General features: G+C 68.7%; 18 protein-coding genes. 11 read left to right on the top strand and 7 right to left on the bottom strand.

The window, feature by feature from the left end:
* Nucleotides 1-278 precede the first annotated feature (278 nt).
* From QSV35_RS01500 to QSV35_RS01480, 5 genes are all read left to right on the top strand, one after another.
* Nucleotides 279-1,910, top strand: a complete 1,632-nt coding sequence (locus QSV35_RS01500) for an ABC transporter substrate-binding protein (RefSeq protein WP_286285992.1) — start codon at nucleotides 279-281, stop codon at nucleotides 1,908-1,910.
* Nucleotides 1,911-1,979: 69 nt separating this feature from the next.
* On the top strand, nucleotides 1,980-3,050 hold the full coding sequence (locus QSV35_RS01495) for an ABC transporter permease (RefSeq protein ID WP_286285991.1): 1,071 nt from the start codon (nucleotides 1,980-1,982) through the stop codon (nucleotides 3,048-3,050).
* Complete coding sequence (locus tag QSV35_RS01490; RefSeq protein WP_286285989.1) at nucleotides 3,050-4,021, top strand: ABC transporter permease; 972 nt, start codon at nucleotides 3,050-3,052, stop codon at nucleotides 4,019-4,021. Before QSV35_RS01495 ends, QSV35_RS01490 begins: the two co-directional genes overlap by 1 nt.
* Nucleotides 4,018-5,712 (top strand): dipeptide ABC transporter ATP-binding protein, encoded by a 1,695-nt coding sequence (locus QSV35_RS01485; protein WP_286285988.1) that lies wholly within the window; start codon nucleotides 4,018-4,020, stop codon nucleotides 5,710-5,712. Before QSV35_RS01490 ends, QSV35_RS01485 begins: the two co-directional genes overlap by 4 nt.
* Nucleotides 5,713-5,972: 260 nt before the next feature.
* The gene (locus QSV35_RS01480) at nucleotides 5,973-6,641 is read left to right on the top strand and encodes a TMEM175 family protein (RefSeq protein ID WP_286285986.1); all 669 of its coding nucleotides are present in this window, start codon (nucleotides 5,973-5,975) and stop codon (nucleotides 6,639-6,641) included.
* Here QSV35_RS01480 and QSV35_RS01475 read toward each other — a convergent pair.
* The gene (locus tag QSV35_RS01475) at nucleotides 6,628-7,596 is read right to left on the bottom strand and encodes a hypothetical protein (RefSeq protein WP_286285984.1); all 969 of its coding nucleotides are present in this window, start codon (nucleotides 7,594-7,596) and stop codon (nucleotides 6,628-6,630) included. The genes QSV35_RS01480 and QSV35_RS01475 overlap by 14 nt on opposite strands.
* A gap of 161 nt (nucleotides 7,597-7,757) precedes the next feature.
* On the opposite strand from QSV35_RS01475, the gene rpsF reads away from it, so the two are divergent.
* Genes rpsF through rplI form a run of 4 tightly spaced genes read left to right on the top strand, consistent with a single transcriptional unit; the run spans nucleotide 7,758 to nucleotide 9,448 of the window.
* Nucleotides 7,758-8,135 carry a 30S ribosomal protein S6 gene (gene rpsF, locus QSV35_RS01470; protein ID WP_286285983.1) on the top strand — a complete coding sequence of 126 codons (378 nt, stop codon included), beginning with the start codon at nucleotides 7,758-7,760 and terminating at the stop codon, nucleotides 8,133-8,135.
* Between the two features lie 6 nt (nucleotides 8,136-8,141).
* Nucleotides 8,142-8,684: a single-stranded DNA-binding protein gene (locus QSV35_RS01465; RefSeq protein ID WP_286285981.1), complete on the top strand. Its 543-nt coding sequence runs from the start codon at nucleotides 8,142-8,144 to the stop codon at nucleotides 8,682-8,684.
* A 45-nt stretch (nucleotides 8,685-8,729) separates the two neighbouring features.
* Complete coding sequence (gene rpsR, locus QSV35_RS01460) at nucleotides 8,730-8,984, top strand: 30S ribosomal protein S18 (RefSeq protein WP_013584646.1); 255 nt, start codon at nucleotides 8,730-8,732, stop codon at nucleotides 8,982-8,984.
* 11 nt (nucleotides 8,985-8,995) lie between these two features.
* Nucleotides 8,996-9,448, top strand: a complete 453-nt coding sequence (rplI, locus tag QSV35_RS01455; RefSeq protein ID WP_286285954.1) for a 50S ribosomal protein L9 — start codon at nucleotides 8,996-8,998, stop codon at nucleotides 9,446-9,448.
* Nucleotides 9,449-9,615: 167 nt separating this feature from the next.
* On the opposite strand, the gene QSV35_RS01450 is transcribed toward rplI, so the two are convergent.
* The 3 genes from QSV35_RS01450 to QSV35_RS01440 form a co-directional block, all read right to left on the bottom strand.
* The gene (locus QSV35_RS01450) at nucleotides 9,616-10,887 is read right to left on the bottom strand and encodes a GNAT family N-acetyltransferase (RefSeq protein ID WP_286285952.1); all 1,272 of its coding nucleotides are present in this window, start codon (nucleotides 10,885-10,887) and stop codon (nucleotides 9,616-9,618) included.
* A gap of 284 nt (nucleotides 10,888-11,171) precedes the next feature.
* Nucleotides 11,172-12,827 carry a chaplin family protein gene (locus tag QSV35_RS01445; RefSeq protein ID WP_286285950.1) on the bottom strand — a complete coding sequence of 552 codons (1,656 nt, stop codon included), beginning with the start codon at nucleotides 12,825-12,827 and terminating at the stop codon, nucleotides 11,172-11,174.
* 99 nt (nucleotides 12,828-12,926) lie between these two features.
* On the bottom strand, nucleotides 12,927-13,982 hold the full coding sequence (locus QSV35_RS01440; protein ID WP_286285948.1) for a hypothetical protein: 1,056 nt from the start codon (nucleotides 13,980-13,982) through the stop codon (nucleotides 12,927-12,929).
* 345 nt (nucleotides 13,983-14,327) lie between these two features.
* Here QSV35_RS01440 and dnaB point away from each other — a divergent pair, with 345 nt between their 5' ends.
* Complete coding sequence (gene dnaB, locus QSV35_RS01435) at nucleotides 14,328-17,042, top strand: replicative DNA helicase (protein ID WP_353618949.1); 2,715 nt, start codon at nucleotides 14,328-14,330, stop codon at nucleotides 17,040-17,042.
* A gap of 254 nt (nucleotides 17,043-17,296) precedes the next feature.
* On the opposite strand, the gene QSV35_RS01430 is transcribed toward dnaB, so the two are convergent.
* The 3 genes from QSV35_RS01430 to QSV35_RS20020 form a co-directional block, all read right to left on the bottom strand.
* Nucleotides 17,297-17,803 (bottom strand): hypothetical protein, encoded by a 507-nt coding sequence (locus QSV35_RS01430; RefSeq protein WP_286285944.1) that lies wholly within the window; start codon nucleotides 17,801-17,803, stop codon nucleotides 17,297-17,299.
* Nucleotides 17,804-18,035: 232 nt separating this feature from the next.
* A complete protein-coding gene (locus QSV35_RS01425; protein ID WP_286285942.1) occupies nucleotides 18,036-18,539 on the bottom strand; it encodes a GNAT family N-acetyltransferase in 504 nt (167 codons plus the stop codon).
* Nucleotides 18,536-18,751: a DUF805 domain-containing protein gene (locus QSV35_RS20020; protein ID WP_353618961.1), complete on the bottom strand. Its 216-nt coding sequence runs from the start codon at nucleotides 18,749-18,751 to the stop codon at nucleotides 18,536-18,538. Before QSV35_RS20020 ends, QSV35_RS01425 begins: the two co-directional genes overlap by 4 nt.
* A gap of 116 nt (nucleotides 18,752-18,867) precedes the next feature.
* Here QSV35_RS20020 and QSV35_RS01420 point away from each other — a divergent pair, with 116 nt between their 5' ends.
* The gene (locus QSV35_RS01420; protein ID WP_286285941.1) at nucleotides 18,868-19,710 is read left to right on the top strand and encodes a Cof-type HAD-IIB family hydrolase; all 843 of its coding nucleotides are present in this window, start codon (nucleotides 18,868-18,870) and stop codon (nucleotides 19,708-19,710) included.
* The last annotated feature ends 324 nt before the right edge of the window (nucleotides 19,711-20,034 follow it).

The following is a 20,034-nucleotide window of genomic DNA, read 5'->3' as shown; positions in this document are numbered from 1 at the left end:
AAGAGATTCCTAAGAATCAGCCGAGAGCGCTTCGATGAAGATTCGGCGCGATGCGGAAGCAACACCAGGTCAGAAGATAAAAATGGACCATCGAACGATGTTCGATGGTCCATGCCCTGGACGAGCCCTAGGCCTCAGTACGATATTAGTGTATGCTGATCCCACGTCGGGCACCCGGCGCACAGCAAAGAACGACCGTCGGTGCGGTGAAGCACGTGCACGGATACCCCGGCCACGTGTCGCACAGACGAGCGGACCCGACAAAAGAGGTACGTCCCATGTCATTGAAGACATCCACGCGTGCACGCGCCCTCATGGCGCTCGGCGCGCTCTCCGCCTCGGCGATCGTCCTCGCCGGCTGCGCGAGCAGCAACAACAGCGGCGGTGGCAGCACCGGCGGCTCCACGCAGCCGCTCATCATCGGAACCACCGACAAGATCACGTCGATCGACCCGGCCGGCTCGTACGACAACGGCTCGTTCGCGGTGATGAACCAGATCTACCCGTTCCTGATGAACAGCAAGTACGGCACGGCCGAAGTCACGCCCGACATCGCCACGTCCGCCGAGTTCACGTCGCCGACCGAGTACACGGTCAAGCTCAAGCCGGGTCTGAAGTACGCCAACGGCGACGCGCTCGACTCGTCCGACGTGAAGTTCTCGTTCGACCGCATGGTCAAGATCAACGACCCCAACGGCCCGGCATCGCTGCTCGGCAACCTCGAGAGCGTCGAGACGCCGGACGCCACGACCGTCGTCTTCCACCTCAAGAACCCGAACGACCAGACCTGGGCCCAGGTGCTGTCGAGCCCCGCCGCCCCGATCGTCGACGAGAAGGTCTTCTCGGCCGACAAGGTCACGCCGGACGACACGATCGTCAGCGGCAAGGCCTTCGCGGGTCAGTACGAGATCAAGTCGTACAAGGTCAACCAGCTGATCGACTACGTCCCCTACAAGGGCTACCAGGGCGAGCTCGGCGCGGCCCAGAACTCCGGTGTCACGGTCAAGTACTACGCCGATGCCTCGAACCTGAAGCTCGACATCGGCCAGGGCAACGTGGACGTCGCCTTCCCGAGCCTGTCGCCCGCCGACATCTCCGACCTGAAGACGAACAGCAAGGTGAAGGTCGTCGACGGCCCCGGTGGCGCCATCCGCTACATCGTGTGGAACTTCAACACGATGCCGTTCGGCGCGACCGCCCAGGGCGCGGACGCCGCGAAGGCGCTCGCGGTCCGTCAGGCGGCGGCCGACCTGATCGACCGTTCGGCGATCGCGAAGGACGTCTACAAGGACACCTTCACGCCGCTGTACTCCTACGTCGCGCAGGGCTTCACCGGTGCCAACGAGTCCCTGAAGGGCCTCTACGGCGACGGCAAGGGCGGCCCCAGCCTCGACAAGGCCAAGCAGACGCTGGCAGCCGCAGGGGTCACCACGCCCGTCACGCTGAACCTGCAGTACAACGGCGACCACTACGGCCCGTCGTCGGGTGACGAGTACGCGCAGATCAAGTCGCAGCTCGAGAACGGCGGCCTGTTCACCGTCAACCTCGCGCAGACCGAGTGGGTGACCTACCAGAAGCAGCGCGTCGACGGCTACCCGGTGTACCAGCTGGGCTGGTTCCCGGACTTCTCGGACGCCGACAACTACCTGACGCCGTTCTTCTCGAAGGAGAACTTCCTGTCGAACCACTACGACAACGCGCAGGTGCAGGACCTCCTCGCCAAGGAGGCCACGAACACCGACCCGGCATCGCGCAAGCAGCAGATCCAGCAGATCCAGGACCTCGTCGCGAAGGACCTCTCGACGATCCCGCTCCTGCAGGGCACGCAGATCGCGGTCGTGGGCAAGGACGTGCAGGGCACGACCCTGGACGCCTCGTTCAAGTTCCGTTACGCACCGCTGCACAAGTAGAAGGCACGAACGCGGGCCGGGGTGGGATCTCCCGTCCCGGCCCGCGTCGTCACGTCCTAAGGTTCACTCATGGTCACTGCGGTCGACGCCGCCGATTTCGCCAAACCCCTCTCCGCGAAGCGCGGGCTGTGGCGCTACATCCTGATCCGCCTCCTGCTGATCATCCCCACCGTCTTCATCCTCGTGACGGTCGTCTTCATCCTGATGCGGGTCACCGGCGATCCCATCACCGCGGCGCTCGGCGGTCGCCTGGCACCCGACGAGCTCGCGAGGCGCATCCACGAGGCCGGCTATGACAGGCCGATCTTCATCCAGTACGTCGATTACCTCGGAAGCCTCCTCCGCGGGGATCTGGGCACGACCCTCACCGACAACCGGCCGGTCACCCAGATCCTGCTGCAGTACGGCAGCGCGACCCTCGAGCTCGCGTTCTACGCGCTCATCGTCGCGTTCCTGATCGGCATCCCGTTCGGCCTCATCGCCGCGTACAAGCGCGAGCGGTGGCAGGATGCGGTGCTGCGCACCGGCGCGATCCTGGCGTACGCGACGCCGATCTTCTTCGTCGCGATCCTGCTCAAGCTGATCCTCGCGGTGAACCTCGGCGCCTTCCCGGTGGCCGGTCGCGCCTCCACCCGCGTGGAACTCGCGCTGCAGAGCCTCCAGAATCCGAGCGGCATCTATCTCATAGACGCGATACGGCTGGGGGATCCGGCCGCCGTGGCGGATGTGCTCTGGCACGCCGTGCTGCCCGCTGTCGCGCTGGGCCTCCTGACTGCGGGGATCTTCCTGCGTCTGGTCCGTACGAACGTCATCGGCACGCTCGGTGCGCAGTACGTGACGTCGGCGCGCTCGCGCGGCGTCGGCGAGTACCGCCTGCTGACCAAGCACGCGTACCGGCCGGCGCTCATCCCGATCGTCACGCTGATGGGCCTGCAGATCGCGGCGCTCCTGTCCGGCGCCGTCCTGACCGAGACGTCGTTCGAGTGGAAGGGCCTCGGATTCATGCTCTCCGAGTACCTCAAGGCGCGAGACTTCGTCGCCGTGCAGGGCATCGTCATCCTGATCGCGATCATCGTCGCGGTCGCGAACTTCATCGTCGACGTCATCGCCGTCATGATCGACCCGCGAGTGAGGTACTGATGTCCGGTCCGACCACCGTGGCCATGGGCGCGGTCGCCCCGCAGAAGAAGCGCCTCCTCGACCGCATCCCCGTCCTGTCGCAGCTGCGGCAGAGCGTGGGTCTGCAGCGGGTCATGCTCATCGCCGGCCTGTCGCTCGGCACGCTCTTCGTGCTCGTCGCGATCTTCGCGCCGTGGCTCGCCCCCTACGGGTGGGCGCAGCTGGGCGTCGACGGCAAGGCCTTCGGCACGCGCCAGCCCCCGAACCCGGTGAACCTGCTCGGCACCACCGTCAGCGGGTTCGATGTTCTCTCGCGCACGATCTGGGGTGCGCAGACCGCGCTCCTCGCGATCATCTGCGCGATCGTCTTCTCGATCTTCATCGGCGTGACGGTGGGCCTCCTCAGCGGCTACTTCGGAGGGTGGCTCGACCGCGCGCTCGTGGTCATCGCCGACGCGATCTACGCCTTCCCATCGCTGCTGCTCGCGATCGTCATGTCGATCGTGATCACGCAGGGTCAGGCGAACCTGTGGGGAGGCATCCTCGCCGCCGCCATCTCGATCACCGTGGTCTTCGTGCCGCAGTACTTCCGGATCATCCGCGCCGAGGTCGTCCGCGTGAAGGCCGAGCCGTTCGTCGAGTCGGCGCGCGTCATCGGCGTGCCGACCGGACGCATCCTGTTCCGCCACGTGCTGCGCAACTCGACCCGCACAATCCCGGTCATCGTCACGATCAACGCGTCGGAGGCGCTGCTCACCCTCGCGGGGCTCGGCTTCCTCGGCTTCGGCATCGAGCCGACGTCCGCGGCCGAATGGGGCTACGACCTCAACCGGTCGGTCGAGGACGTTACGAGCGGCATCTGGTGGACCGCCATCCCGCCCGGCGTCGCGATCGTGCTCGTCGTGCTCGGCATCACCCTCATCGGCGAAAGCCTGAACGACCTCAGCGACCCGCGCCTGCGTCGTCGCCGCCGCGCCGGAGGTGCCGCATGAGCCCGCTCGACACTGCCATCGATGTCGCCCGCATCGACGATCTCCGTGTGGTGTTCGCCACCGACGCGGACCCGGTCGTCGCCGTCTCCGGCATCTCCCTCCAGGCGCACGCCGGTGAGGTGCTCGCGATCGTCGGCGAGTCCGGCTCCGGCAAGACCGTCACCGCGAACACCCTCTTGGGCCTCCTGCCGGAGACCGCCACGCTCTCCGGCGCGGTCGTCATCAACGGTCGCGAGGGCGAGGAGACCGACATCGTGCACGCGACGCCCGCGCAGCTGCGCGCGATGCGCGGGCGGGATGCGGCGATGGTCTTCCAGGAGCCGTCCACCGCGCTGAACCCCGTCTTCACGATCGGGGACCAGATCGCTGAGGGGCTCCTCGCCCACGAGAAGCTCTCCAAGAAGGAGGCGAAGTCCCGCGCGATCGAGATCCTCCGGAAGGTCGGCATCCCCGACCCGGAGCGTCGCGTCGACGAGTATCCGCACCAGTTCTCCGGCGGGCAGAAGCAGCGCATCGTCATCGCGATGGCGCTCGTGCTGGATGCCGGGCTCATCATCGCCGACGAGCCGACCACCGCGCTCGACGTCACCGTCCAGGCGGAGATCCTCGACCTGCTGCGCACATGTCGCGACGAGTTCGGCGCGACGATCGTGATCATCACGCACAACATGGGCGTCGTCGCCGACCTCGCCGACCGGGTCATCGTCATGTACCAGGGGCAGATCGTCGAGCAGGCGCCCGTGCGCGAGCTGTTCGCAGACCCGCGACAGGAGTACACGAAGGAGCTGCTGGCGGCGGTCCCGCACGTCGGGCGCGGCAAGAGCGCGGTCCAGGATGCGGCATCCCCCGCACCCGAGTCGGCGCCCGCCGACGCGGTGGTCGTCGCGGAGAACCTGCACATCGCGTACCCGGGACGATTCGGCAGCGCCGGCGTCGTCGCGGTGAAGGGCGTCGACTTCTGGATCGCTCCCGGCGAGGTCGTCGGCCTCGTCGGCGAGTCCGGATCGGGCAAGACGACGATCGGCCGTGCCATGGTCGGGCTCACGTCCGTCGTCGAAGGATCGCTGCGGGTGCTCGGCACCGAATTGCGCGGCGCGCGCGGCCGCCAGATGGCGAAGCTCCGGCCCGACGTCGGTTTCGTCTTCCAGGACCCTGCGACGAGCTTCAACCCGCTCCTGACGATCGCGGAGTGCATCGCGGAACCGCTCGTCGTCCACAACCGGGCCCGGAGCGTCGCCTCGGCGCGCCCGCGCGTGAACGAGCTCCTGGATGCGGTGAACCTCCCCGTCACGTTCGGCGACCGGTACCCGCACGAGCTGTCCGGCGGGCAGCGGCAGCGCGCATCCCTCGCCCGCGCTCTCGCGCTCGACCCGAAGTTCCTGATCGCGGACGAGCCGACGAGCGCGCTCGACGTGTCCGTGCAGGCGAAGGTGCTCGAGCTGTTCAGCGAGCTGCAGCGCGACCTCGGCTTCGCGTGCCTGTTCATCAGCCACGACCTCGCCGTCGTCGACGAGGTCGCGGACCGCATCGTCGTGCTGCGGCACGGCGTCATCCGCGAGCAGGGCACGACCGTCCGGGTGCTCACCGATCCGCAGGACGACTACACGAAGCGGCTCCTCGCATCGCTGCCCGTGCCGGACCCGGTCGCGCAGGCTGCGCGCCGCGCCGCCTGGGAGGCGACCCGCCCCTGACGCTCGGTTTCGATCTTGGTCCCCGAGCCGCATCCCGGTCTCCAAGACGCGACCCGGTCCCCGAGCCGCATCCCGGTCCCCGAGACGCGACCCGGTCCCCGAGACGCGACCCGGTCCCCGAGCCGCATCCCGGTCCCCGAGCCTGTCGAGGGGTCGTACCGCTGCCCGACGGCGGCGCCTCGACAGGCTCGGCGACCGGTGAGTTCAAGGTCGTCGGCCGATGCCCGCATCCCTGACCCCGGCTCGGTAGCATCTGACTCGTGACCGGACCCGTGAACGCCAAGGAAGGGCTGTTCGGCGCGGAGCGCGCGAAGGCGTTCATCGACGCCGTCGTCGCGATCGCGATGACGCTCCTCATCCTGCCGCTCATGGAGAGCGTGGCGGAGGCGTCGGCCAAGGGCGAGAACGCGGGCGCGTGGGTGACGGGTCACACCGATCAGCTGTTCGCGTTCGTCCTGAGCTTCGCGATCATCGCGATGTTCTGGATCAACCACCACCGCGTCTTCACGCTCGTCGAACGGGTGTCGACCGCGCTGCTGTGGATCACGATGGGATGGCTCCTGTCGATCGTGTGGCTCCCCGTCGTCACCGCGATGGTCGGCCAGATGCCGTCGACCGATCGAGTGCTCATCTCGATGTACATCGGCAGCATGATCCTGACGACGGTGCTGGGCCTCGCGACGATCCTCTATCTGCGTGCGCATCCGTCGATGCACGACATCTCGCGCGACCGCGTCCTGCGCTGGATCGCGGTCGACCTCGCCATGATCGCACTGTTCGCGGTGTCGCTCCTGGTCGCGGTCCTCGTGCCGGTCGTCTCGTACTTCGCCCTGTTCCTGATGCTCTTCACGCGTCCCGTGCAGGTGATGTTCGCCCGCGCGATCGGCGCCGGGCGCGCCAAGCCGGAGGACGCCGCTACGGACGATTGAGGTCGTCGGCGTCCCAGGACAGGTCGGCGTCCGCCGGCAGCACCTGGACCTCGAGTCCGGGAGTCCGCAGCAGTTCGCCGAGCAGCGCCTGGTCGCAGCCGACGATGGTCGAGTCGAAGTCGACCTCGCTGACGACGATCCAGGCGCGATCGGCCGGCCACACGATGCCGGGGGACTCGGGGTTCGATGGCAGACCGTGTGCGAGGAGCTCGTGGTCGGCCCACGGCATCCGCGCCGGCCAGCCGTCTTCCGTGAGCTCGGCGACGCCTCCGCGGAACAGCACGTACGGCCGGCCGGGCAGCTCCAGTCGCGCACCGCGCGAGATCTCGTCGGAGAGGATGCCGGTCTGCCACGTCGGCTTCTTGAAGACGTCGTTGAACATGTCGCGCGCAGCGTGCGCGAGGAACTCAGCGTGCTGGATGTCGGCGCCCGCCTCGAACAGCATGCGGGATGCGCCGTACCCCATCCCGCCGACGAGGCCGCCCCATCCCTCCCACACGGCGACTCCCCCGTCGTCCGGCGTGGTCGTGTGCCGTGCGAGGACCCCAGCAAGGACAGCCCAGGATGCCGCATCCAGCTGTCCTCGCGGCGGATCGGTGTATCGGTGGCCGGCGCCGTCGCGCGGAGTCCCGCCCGAATAAGGCGAGTCCGACCGGACGAGCCGATTCCACTGCGCGAGCGGATGCATCCGCGTCTCGAACGCCTCGGCCGTCTCCGCCCACGTCACCGGCTCCACGTCGATCTCGTGGGGGACCGCCATGAAGGCCTGCCAGCCGCGGCGGTCGTCTTCCGCGGGCCACACGCCGTCCACCGGGCGCTCACGGGTGGCGGGGTGGAACACCCGCGCGTAGGCCGGGAAGCCCCGCGGGACGACGTCATGGATCGTCCCGCGCCAGGGGGCATCCAGACCCTCCCGGATCCAGTCGCCGTTCGAGACATCCGCCGTCCACTCCATGACGACACGGTAGCCGCATCCGCTCGATTCACGGCCAGCGGGTCGCATCGGGTAGACTCTTCAGGTTGCCTGGGCGCACCTGTGTTCCGGGCACGTGCAAACACACCCTCCTGCTGCCGGGAAATGCCCGGCAGCCGTTCTAGTCCGAAGGAGGTGGGTAAGTGACGCACCAGTACGAACTCATGGTCATCCTGACCCCTGAGCTCGACGAGCGCCAGGTCGCCCCGAACCTCGACAAGTTCCTGAAGGTCATCACCAACGATGGTGGCTCGATCGACAACGTCGACGTGTGGGGTCGCCGCCGTCTCGCCTACGAGATCCAGAAGAAGTCCGAGGGCATCTACGCCGTCGTCAACTTCACCGCGACGAGCGAGGCCACTCAGGAGCTCGACCGCCAGCTGAAGCTGAGCGAGCTCGTGATGCGCACCAAGGTGCTCCGCGCCGAGGAGGCCATCGCGCAGGTCGCCGCCGAGAAGAAGCGCTCGGACGAGAAGGCCGCCCGCAAGGCTGCCGCTCCGGCCAAGGTCGCGAAGGCGTAATCGAACATGGCCGGCGAGACCGTCATCACCGTTGTGGGAAACCTCACGGCTGACCCCGAGCTGCGCTACACGCAGAACGGGCTCCCCGTCGCGAACTTCACGATCGCGTCGACGCCGCGCAACTTCGACCGTGCCGCGAACGAGTGGAAGGACGGCGAAGCGCTGTTCCTCCGCGCGTCCGTCTGGCGCGAATTCGCCGAGCACGTGGCGGGTTCGCTGACGAAGGGCTCCCGCGTCATCGCGACCGGTCGTCTGCGTCAGCGCTCCTACCAGGACCGCGAGGGCCAGAACCGCACGTCCATCGAGCTGGAGGTCGACGAGATCGGCCCGTCGCTGCGCTACGCGACCGCACAGGTCACGCGCGCCGCGAGCTCCGGTGGTGGCGGCAACGGCGGCGGTCAGCAGCGCTCGTTCGCAAACCGCGACGACGAGCCGTGGTCGACCCCCGGGTCGAACAACGGCGGCTCGAACAGCAACCGCGGTGGATCGGACAACGGGTCGGACGCCTGGGCCACTCCTGGCTCCTACGGCGACGACACCCCCTTCTAAGAGATTCGCGGATGCTCCGGCATCCGTACAGGTAAAGGACCAAACATGGCTGGAAAGGCAACCGGCGATCGCCGGAAGCCGCGGAAGGGCGCGAAGAACGCAGCCCCCGCGAAGGCGATCCGTGTCGGCGTCATCGACTACAAGGATGTCGCCACGCTTCGCAAGTTCATCTCGGAGCGCGGCAAGATCCGCGCCCGTCGCATCACCGGTGTCTCGGTGCAGGAGCAGCGTCTGATCGCCCGCGCGATCAAGAACGCGCGCGAGATGGCGCTCCTGCCCTACGCCGGCGCTGGCCGGTAAGGAGTACCGATATGGCAAAGCTGATTCTCACGAATGAGGTCGCCGGGCTCGGTAGCGCCGGTGACGTGGTCGAGGTCAAGAACGGGTACGCCCGCAACTACCTCATCCCCCAGGGCTTCGCTGTGGCGTGGACCCGCGGTGGCGAGAAGCAGGTCGCGTCGATCCGCGCGGCCCGCGAGGCGCGCGCGATCCACGTCCACGAAGAGGCCGTCGCGCTGAAGGACGCCATCGAGGGCACCAAGGTGCGCCTGGCCGTCAAGGCCGGTGCCGAGGGTCGCCTGTTCGGTGCCGTCAAGACCGGCGACATCGCGGACGCCGTCAAGGCCGCCGGCCTCGGCGACCTCGACAAGCGCAAGATCCACATCACCTCGGCGATCAAGTCGGTGGGCGAGCACGAGGCGACCGTTCGCCTCCGCGACGACCTCACCGCCGTGATCACCCTCCAGGTGGTCGCCGCGAAGTAATTCGCGCACTTCTTCGGAAGCAACAGGATGCCGCGGGCCTTCGGGCCCGCGGCATCCTGCGTTTCGCGGATGTCCCGTCCCATCGTGTGCACGATTCAGGACATGCGCGCACTCGTGCTGGAAATGCGCACGACCGTCGGCATGTCCTGAACGGTGGAGGGCTGGGCTCAGAAGATCCAGTCGGCTCCGGCGGCGACCGGCCACGACCAGGCCGCAGCAGCCGTGGCGAGCTTCCGCGGCGTGCGCACCTCGACCAGCCCCGCCTGCGCGAGGGAGGCGAGCGACGTCGATCCGAGGTGGGCGGCGCCGAGCTCGCGGATGTCCATCACGAGGTCGGGTGCGGCATCCGTGCGCGTCACGGTCGCGTGCCCCCACGCGCTCGCCCGCATATGCCAGCGCCCGGCGTTGGCGGGCAGCATCCCGTCCGTCACCTCCAGGATGACGTCCACGTCGCCCGCGTAGCGGCGCTCGGCGAGCGCGGTCGGCAGGTCGACGATGCGGATCCAGGTGTGGTCCTGGTAGTCGGGGAGTGCGGCGCGGATGTCGACGAGCAGCGTCACGATGGGGTCGTCGACCGGGATGACGTCGATCTTGACGCGGCTCGTGAGGTCGAGGTCGAGGAGGATCGACCACAGGCGGTGTACCGAGGCGGGCGTCGTGCCCACCGCTTCACGCACGTGGACGGTCCCCTCCGCGCCGGCGCGCTCCCACGCGACGGTCCGGCGGAACATCGCGTACGCCAGGGGAGTGCTGTCGGCGTCGCGGACGATGAGCACGCGCAGCGACTCGCGCCCGGTGCGCAGCATCAGGGTGTCGGTCTCGCGCTGCGTGCGCAGGCCCTCGGTCTCGCGGGTCGCCCATCCTGGCCGCCCGAGACCCTCGGGCAGGCGTGCATACGCCTGATGGATCGTCGCCACGATCGGGCCGTGGACCGCCGCATCCCACTCCGCGATCTCCGCCTCGAGGGCATCGGACCCGGCGACGGGGCGCAGCGCGGCCCCGCGCGGGATGGACAGGGCGAGCGCGGTCGATGCCATCCCGTAGCCGAAGCGGCCGTAGATCTGCGGCTCGGAGGCGGTCAGTGCGGAGAACGCCTCGCCGTGGGCTGCGCAGTCCGCGAGGTGGTACTCGATCATGCCGCGCAGGATGCCGCGCCGACGGTGTCCGGGATGCACCCCCACCCACGTCAGCCACCCGCAGGCGACTTCCGCGCCCGGCACCGGATACGCGCGGAGCGGGTACGTCGCGTGGAAGCCGGCGATGTCCGGGGCATCCGGTCGCTCCACCGCGTAGGCGCGGTCCCAGCTCAGAGAACTCGGCAGTTCGCGGAGCTGCTCGACGGTGTCGCCGGTCGGGAACGCCCACGTGTCGAGACGAAGGACGTCCTCCAGACGATCGGCGCCGACGGGCGTCAGGCGGTAGGGATCTGAGATCGGCATGCTCTCACCCTGGCCGGGTTGCGCGTTCCGTGCAACGCAGGCAGGAGGATGCGGGTGCATGCGCGGTTTGGGGACATGCGCATGCACCCGCGGGTGCCACCGAGTCAGCCGCCCCAGGTCGGGCGCATGACGCGTCTGCTCAGGGATGCCGCGCAACGCGGCCGATCCGACTGCTCGATGACACCGGCGGCGGAGCTGTCACCTCGGGCCCCCCGGGCCGCGGCGTGCTCCGCCTGACGTCGGGGGCGGGCCCAGGCAAAGCCCACCCCCGACGGGTCGTGCGGCTAACGCCGGGCGACAGCCGTCCAGCGCTTCGCGCCGAAGGCGGCCCCGCCGAGCACCAGCAGTGCGATCGCGACGTAGAGGGCGCCGAGGGCTCCCGTTCCGCCGGTCGTCGCGAGCGAACCGTTGTCCGCGCTCGCCGTCACCTCCGTGGCGGGACCCGTGGATGCGGGCGTACCGACCGTGCCGGGGGTCCCGGGGGTGCCGGGCGTGCCGGGCGTGCCAGGCGTTCCGGGGGTGCCGGGGGTGCCGGGCGTGCCCGGGGTGCCGGGCGTGCCCGGGTTCCCGGGGGTGCCGGGGGTTCCCGGGGTGCCAGGCGTCGTCGTGTCGCTGTTGCCGAGCACCGAGATCGCGTTGCCGCCGATCGTGATCGGTACGCTGATCGGAAGGCCGATCTGCGTGCCGCCGAGGATCCCGCCGAGACCGCTCGTGAGGTCCACGCCCCCGGTCGGGGTGCCCGGCGTGCCGGCCGTTCCCGTGCTGGTGGCGGTGGAGTCGCCGAGGATGCCGATGGCGTTGCCGGTGGCGGTGATGGGTGCGGTGATGGGCGCGATCACCTGGGTGCCGCCGAGGATGCCGCCGGTTCCGCCGGTGGTGTCGGTGCCGCCGGCTGCCGGTGCGGTGGTGCCGCTGGTTCCGGTGGTGGTGGCGGTGGAGTCGCCGAGGATGCCGATGGCGTTGCCGGTGGCGGTGATGGGCGCCGTGATGGGCGCGGTCACCTGGGTGCCGCTCGCGAGCCCGTCGGTTCCACTGGTGGTGTCGGTGCCGCCGGCCGGCGTACCGGTGGTGCCGCCGGCTCCAGTCGTGGTGGCGGTCGAGTCGCCGAGCAGCCCGATGGCGTTGCCCGTGACGTTCACCGGCGCGGTGACCGGTGCGTTCGCCTGGGTGCCGCCGAGGATGCTGCCGGTTCCGCTGGTGGTGTCGGTGCCGCCGGCTGCCGGTGCGGTGGTGCCGGTGGTTCCGGTGGTGGTGGCGGTGGAGTCGCCGAGCAGCCCGATGGCGTTGCCCGTGACGTTCACCGGCGCGGTGACGGGCGCGGTCACCTGGGTGCCGCTCGCGAGCCCGTCAGATCCGCCGGTGGTGTTCATGCCTCCCGTCGAGCCGGGAGCGGGAGCCGTGGTCGCCCCGCCGGACGCGCCGGACGTGCCGAGCACGCTGATGGCGTTCCCGCTGACGGTGATCGGCGCCGAGATCGGCGCGTCGACCTGGGTGCCGCTCGCGGCGCCGTTCGACCCGGACGTGCTCTCGGGGGCCGGCGCAGTGGCCGGCGACGGCGACACGGGTGCGCTCGACGTGCTCGACGAGGTGCCGAGGACCGAGACGCCGTTGCCGCTGACGGTGACCGGAACGCGAACGCTCACGAGCGCTTGCGAGCCCGATGCCGTTCCACCGGCTCCTCCGGTGTTGAGCGAGACGGACGGAGCCGCCGCCGGGGCGGGCGCTGCGGCGGGTGCCGCGGCGTTCGAGGTACCGAGCACCGAGATCCCGTTCCCCGTCACGGTGATCGGTGCGGAGACGTTGATCAGGCCCTGCGTCCCGGACAGGATGCCGTGATCTCCGGTGGTGTTGTCTGCGGCGTTCGCCGCGGTCGCGCCGAGCAGCGTGATGCCGCCGGCGATGAGCGTGCCCCATATGGCGCGCTTGTAGAAAGTACGCATGAGAAGTTCTCCCTGAGTGATCGATTTCCGGCGCGCGAGAGCGCACCGATGCCTGCCGTGCCGCGGTGCGCAGAGCGCACAGATGCGGCCGGGGCGCGATCAGTCGGGAGAGACGTCGGTGTCGTAGACCGGCGCAGAAGGCGTCTGCTGGTCGTCCGTGACGTGTCGACGCACCCAGGCACGGTGTGCGAAGAACAGTCCGAACGCAAGCAGCGCGGCTGCGCCGCCGGGTCCTGCACCAGAGGAACCCGCGGATGACCCGCCCGGCGCGACGCCGAGAACGGGCGAGGAATCCCCGGCGAGGCGCAATGCGCCGTCGACAGGGGAGAGTGTGAGGGCGACGGAGGCCGCTGCATCCGCCACCGTGACGGCGTTGCGGGCGGCCAGGAACATCGCGTCCAGCGCGCGCTGAGACGCGGCGGAGACGGATGCGGTGACCGCTGCAGCGGCATCGGCGACCGGCGTCAAGACGCCGCCGGCGCCAGGGGTCGCGGACCCGCCCGGAAGGCCGGGAAGACCCGGAATCACGGGGGTCCCCGGGGTCTGGCCGGGGGCGGTGACGACTCCCGCGACCGTTCCGGTGACGCTGCCGACGGTGCCGTCGACGACTCCCGTGACGTCTCCGATCGTGCCGGGCAGGTTCACGACATCCACGACACCCGAGACCGCGTCGACGACGGGCGCGACCACCCCTCCCACGACGGGGACCGGGGCGGTGGCGGACTTCGTCGTCTGCAGCACGATCGTCACGGTGTCGTCGACGGCCTGAACGACCGGCGCGGTGGTCTTGGTGACGACATCCTTGGTCGCCGCGGTGACCGGCGCGATGACGGAGGCGACCGTGTTGGTCGTCGTCGTGATGGCGGTGGATGCGGCCGGCCCGACGACCGGCACCGCTGCCGTCGTCTTCACCACGGCCTGCACGACGGGCGTCGTGACCACGGACGTCGTGTTCGTGACAGCCCCCACCGTCTTGTCGATCATCGAGGTGACTCCGCCGAGCAGGCCGCTGCCGTTGCCGACGGTGCCGTCTGCGGCGCGCGCCTGCGAGGAGCCGAGTCCGATGACGATCGAGAGAGCGAGCCAGGCGAACGCGACGGCGACGCCGATCAGAATCCAGGCACCCCAGCGGGGCCGCGAGTGGGCGGTCTCCACGTTCACCTCCAAAGCGATGCTCTGCCGCGTCTGCCTGAGCGCAGACGAGCTGGGTGAGGGTGCCTGGACCGCTCACGATACACGCGTCGCGGTCGCGCGTCCATACGTTTGAGGAACTTCGGCGACCGCGTCCTCGTTGTGCACAGGTGCACACGGGGGAGGAAACCTTCAACGTGTACTTCAAGTCGCATTCCATCCACAGGGTGTGGATTCATAAACCCCAGGTCACAAGGGTCAATCGTGAAGAAATTCCCTTGAGGCCCCCGAGTTCTCCACAGCAGTTCTGCACAGGACCCACGGCGTTTCCCGCAGGAAGTCCACAGAGTTATCCACAGGCGGTGTTGCATGTGGAAACCGTCCTGCCTAACGTGGGGCGAGGCCCGCGGGGGGATCAACGAACATGCGTCGTGCGCGCGACGCGATGTCCGAGGTCTGTGTTGTGCTTGGCCCGTCGAAGTGCCCGAGCAGCAGAGGAGGACGCCGCACGTGTCCATCGCCGACATCGCCCCCGAACGACTCGGTACCCCCCGCGAGCATGAGCGCACACCTCCGCACGACCTGCTGGCGGAGCAGAGCGCCCTCGGCGGCATGCTCCTGTCGAAGGATGCGGTGGCCGATGTCATCGAGACGCTGCGCGGGGCCGACTTCTACATTCCGAAGCACGAGCTGATCTTCGAGGCCATCCTCACGCTGTACTCGCACGGCGAGCCGACGGACGTCGTCGCCGTGACGGACGAGCTCATCAAGACGGGGGAGCTCGAGCGCGCCGGCGGCGCCGACTATCTCCACACGCTGACCTCGATCGTGCCGACTGCGGCGAACGCCGGGTACTACGCGTCCATCGTCTCCGAGCGCGCACTCCTGCGTCGTCTCGTCGAGGCGGGCACTCGCATCGTTCAGATGGGGTACTCGGGTCAGGGCGAGGCGCTCGACCTCGTCAACAATGCGCAGGCCGAGATCTACTCCGTCACGGGCGCCGAGGCCACGGAAGACTACGTACCGCTGACGGTCGCCGTCGACGCGGCTGTCGAGGAGATCGAGGCGGCGCGCGGGCGGGACGGTCAGATGACCGGCATCCCGACCGGCTTCGCCGGACTCGACCAGCTGACGAACGGCCTGCATCCCGGTCAGATGATCGTCGTCGCCGCGCGACCGGCTATGGGCAAGGCTCTCGCCCTCGACACCCCATTGCCCACCCCGACCGGCTGGACCACGATGGGTGCGGTCAGCGTCGGCGACGAGCTCTACGACGCGGACGGCCGACCCACGCGAGTCGTCGCCGCGACCGAGGTCATGGTCGGCCGCCCCTGCTACGAGATCGAGTTCTCGGACGGCTCGACGATCATCGCCGACGCCGAGCACCAGTGGCTGACCGAGACGCGAGCGGCGCGGCGAGGAGCGCGGATCGGTGCCTCTGTCGTCACGACGGAGCAGATGCTCGCGACACTCACCGTCGGCGCCGAGGAGCGGGCCAATCACTCGGTGCGGAATGCCCTGGCGCTGCAGGCGCCCGAGGCTGATCTGCCCGTCGCGCCCTACGCCCTCGGCGCGTGGCTCGGCGACGGGCACAGCGACGGCGCCCGGCTGACGAGCGAAACCGACGAGATCCCCTCGTTCATCGCGCGCAGCGGGATGCGGGTCCAGTCCCGTGGGGGCATGCTTCATTCGCTCCAGCTCCTCGAGCGGGAGTCGCTCGTCCGCACCTGCGAGGTGTGCAGGACCGAGTTCACGGCACGTCACCCGCACGTGCGCACGTGCGGTCGCACCTGCGGGCCGAAGAACAAGGGGGCACACCCCGAGCGCCTGTCGTGCCCCGACTGCGGCAAGCCCTACTCCGGCGAAGCGCAGCGGTGCGCCGACTGCCATCGTGACCACGGCTCGTTCACGGCCCTGCTGCGCAAGGCCGGCGTGCTCGGCGACAAGCACGTGCCGATCGCCTACCTGCGGGCGTCGGAGGCGCAGCGCCGCGAACTGCTGGCCGGTCTCCTGGATACCGACGGCACGGTCGTCAGGGGAGTCGGCTCCTGCCAGTTCGCCGTGACGAACGAGAAGCTCGCCGACTCGGTGTACGAGCTGATCGTCAGCCTCGGCTACCGCTGCGGGCGCACGACCAAGCGCGTGAACGGCCGCTCCGAGGCATCCTCCACCTGCTATATCCTCAACTTCTCGACGACCGACGACGTGTTCTGGCTCGAGCGCAAGCGCGCGTTGCACGAGCAGGAGCGCCCGGCGGACACGCGCCGCACGAGCAGGCGCTACGTCAAGGCGATCCGCGCGATGGCGAGCGTGCCGGTGCGCTGCGTGCAGGTCGACAACGACGAGCACCTGTACCTGGCGGGTGAATCGATGATCCCGACCCACAACTCGACGTTGGCTCTGGATTTCGCGCGGGCCGCTTCGATCAAGGCACAGATGCCGACCGTCGTGTTCTCACTCGAAATGGGGCGGTCGGAGATCGCGATGCGCCTCATGAGCGCCGAGGCCGCGGTGCCGCTGCAGAACATGCGCAAGGGCACGCTCGACTCCCGCGACTGGACGACCATCGCGTCGACCCGTGGACGCATCGACCAGTCGCCCCTGTTCATCGACGACAGCCCGAACATGACGCTCGTGGAGATCCGCGCGAAGTGCCGCCGCCTCAAGCAGAAGCACGGCCTCAAGATGGTGATCATCGACTACCTGCAGCTCATGACGTCGGGCAAGCGCGTCGAGAGCCGCCAGCAGGAAGTCTCGGAGTTCTCACGTGCGCTCAAGCTCCTCGCGAAGGAGCTTCAGGTGCCGGTCATCGCGCTGTCGCAGCTGAACCGTGGTCCCGAGCAGCGCGCCGACAAGAAGCCGGCCCTCTCCGACCTACGTGAGTCGGGCTCGATCGAGCAGGACGCCGACATGGTGATCCTGCTGCACCGCGAGGCGGCCTATGAGAAGGACAGCCCCCGCGCAGGGGAGGCCGACCTCATTGTCGCGAAGCACCGAAACGGTCCGACCGACACGATCACCGTCGCGTTCCAGGGCCACTTCTCCCGCTTCACGGATATGGCGCCGGGCGGCGACTTCCAATAGTTCCTCAGAGTTTCTGTCCGCGGTGTGTGGTCGTGCCTGCTAGAAACCCACACGAAACGCGGTCTGCTCTGATGTCTTAACTGCATCCCGGCTGGCGAGACCACGGACTCTCCTGAGACTGAGGCCCTCGAGGGGTCGGGGGCGTGAGCGGATTCGCGTCCCGTCACCGCTCGACGGGCGGAACGCGAACCCGCACCACGCGCTCCTCAGCGGTCGAACTCGGACTTTGTCTGGCGCGACCGGGATGGGTCCCGTCAGCCGCAGGTCATGTTGAACTTGTCGAAGTTCACGGTGACGGTGCCATCCGCGTTCATGACCCACACGGCGGTATCGTGCGCGAAGACAGTCGATCCGTCTGATCCAGTGGCCTTGATGGTGAGGGTGAACGCGTTGTTGGCGTTGCGCTCGTTCATGTTGAAGTTGCCCCACGCCGTCGCATGCCCGCTGTAGGTGACGCCGTTGCCGTCGTCGATGCCGAGGATCGCTCCGGTCTCGGTGAACGTCATCCACACCTCGTCGCTGTTCGTGAAGAAGGTGATGTGGTTGACCAGGTTCCCCGTGAACTGGATCCCCTTGCCGCCGTTGAAGGTGTCGCCCGTGCACGGGTTGGTGGCCTGCTTCTCCCAGAAGACGCCGTGGACGTTCTGGGTCGACGTCACTGTCTGGCCGTTCGGACTGGCGGCGGATGCGGGGCCTGCCACGGCAATCACCGACCCCAGGGCGAGAACGACCGGCAGCGCTGCCCATCGCGAGATCTTCATGATGAATCCCCAGTCTCGTGGCCGGACCCCGGGCGCTCCCGGACCACGCTGTCTCGACGGCGCAGGGAGCACTCCGGCATCCACGCGACCCGGCGTTACGGTGACCGGAGAACCACCGGGACACCCGGCTGTCAATGGGTGGGTCGAGACAACGAGCGGGTTGTTTCACCACGCCCCGACGACGCCAACGGATCGAGGAAGCGTTCGGGCGGCACCGAGCCGCCGCAAGGCGCTATCGCTCACACGGAGAGAGCGAGCGGGACATGCGCACTTCGAATCGTGGGTCGTCGGGGCTGACGGATTGGCGTTCGCCGGTCATGGTGAAGCCCGCGCGGAGGTAGGCGGCTTGGGCAGGGGTGTTGTCGTCGACGACCCAGAGGCGCAGCGTGCGGGCGCCCTCCTTTCGAGCCCAGTCGGCGACCGCATCGATGAGCATTCCGGCGACCCCGTGACCTCGCGCCGACGGCGCGACCCAGAGCGACAGCACTTCCCGATCGCTGCTGGGGCTGTCGGGCATCCGTCGCCCGCCGACGAGCCCGATGACCTGCGAGCCGGCATCCCGCGCGACGAAGTTCCGGGTCGTGGCGGTGCGTCCGCGCCAGGTCTTCTCGTCGAACGCCACCTCGCGTGCGTACGTGGAGCTGAATGCCTCGGGCGCATCCCGGAGTGCGGTCAGACGGGCATCGCGCAGCACCTGCCAGTCGGCCTCGGTGATGAGCTGCATCGTCGTCGTCACGGCCGAGCTCTGTCGAATCGTCGCCCCGCCGGATCGGAGCGCAGCGCTTGGATCACGATCACGATGATCCAGCCGATGATCGAGATCAGGCTCAGCAGCCACCAGGCTCCGCTGCGATTCGTGTCATGAAGTCCCTCCCCATGAAGTTTGATGGGCGCCGGATCCGACGGGTATTCGATGAATCGGCCTTCTTCCGCACGCAAGCAGATCATAGGACCCGCCGACCTCGAACGACCGTTGCGCCAGGGGGACCGTCCATGCCGTGCCCGGATGGACATTCCACCCTCCGTACACTTGGCCGCATGATCGACACGGTCCCTGCGCTGAGATGACGGATGTGCAGGGCCTCCAGCATCCGCGGTTCCGGCTTGTCGCGACCGACCTCGATGGGACGCTGCTCGACGAGTCCGGACACGTGACCGCGCGAACGCGCGCCGCCCTCGATGCCGTGCGAGCAGCGGGGATCATCGTCGTCCCCGTCACGGCGCGGCAGCCGATCGGGGTACGGCAGATCGCGGAGGAGGCGGGCTTCGACGGCTGGATACTGTGCGGCAACGGCGCCTATGCGGTGCATCTGGGCACGCGCGAGACGCTCTTCGCGGACGAGCTCGAGGTTCCGGTGCAGCAGAGGATCGCGCGCGAGCTCGGCGCCCGCATCCCGGATCTCGTGTACGCCAGTGTGCGCGAGGCCGGCGAGGTCTTCGTCGCCGAGAGGGGCTACGCCGAGCTCGCCGCGTACAGCGATCACAAGCGGGAGCCTGCCACGATGGACACGCGTCCGCTCAGCGAGGTGCTGGCGGCCCCGAGCCTCAAGCTGGTGATCCGCCACCGCACGATCCCCACCTCGGCGATCTTCGCGACGCTCGACGAACTGGATCCTCACGGATTCGAGGCGACGCTCTCCGGCGCCCCGTTCGTCGAAGTCATGGCCGAGGGCGTCACCAAGGCGACCGGGCTCGCGCATCTGTGCGCCAAGCTCGGGATCGACCGGTCCGAGGTGCTCGCGTTCGGCGACGCTCTCAACGACGTCTCGATGCTCCGGTGGGCGGGCTGCGGCATCGCAATGGCGAACGCCGAACCGGAGGCCCTCGCTGCGGCGGACGAAGTCGCGCCGTCGAACTCCGAGGACGGGGTGGCGGTCGTGCTCGAAGGCGACCCGCGCCTGCGCTGAAGTGCCGCGGGCCCCTCGAGGTGAGGAGCCCGCGCCGTTCGTCAGCCGGACGCGCCCTTGCGTGGCTTGATGAACGCTCGTGATTCCTGGCTCGCGCGCTTCTCGGCGCGCTTCTCCTTCGGCGTCAGCTGTGCGGGTTTCTTCGCGTCTCGTGCTCGAGGTGATCTGCCTGACATGACGACTCGCTTCCCCTGGTCGGCTGGCGGGTGAACTCACGACCATAGCCGACCCCCGGTAAAAGTCAACTCGCTGGACTCAGGGTAGAAAATGTCGGCTGACTTGCCCTTTTTATGAACTCGGCTATGGTGATGGCCATGATCACGA

The organism is Microbacterium candidum, from assembly GCF_030315975.1.
GTDB lineage: Bacteria > Actinomycetota > Actinomycetes > Actinomycetales > Microbacteriaceae > Microbacterium > Microbacterium candidum.
Note: the sequence above shows the minus strand (reverse complement) of the source record. Positions and strands in the feature narration are given on the sequence as shown.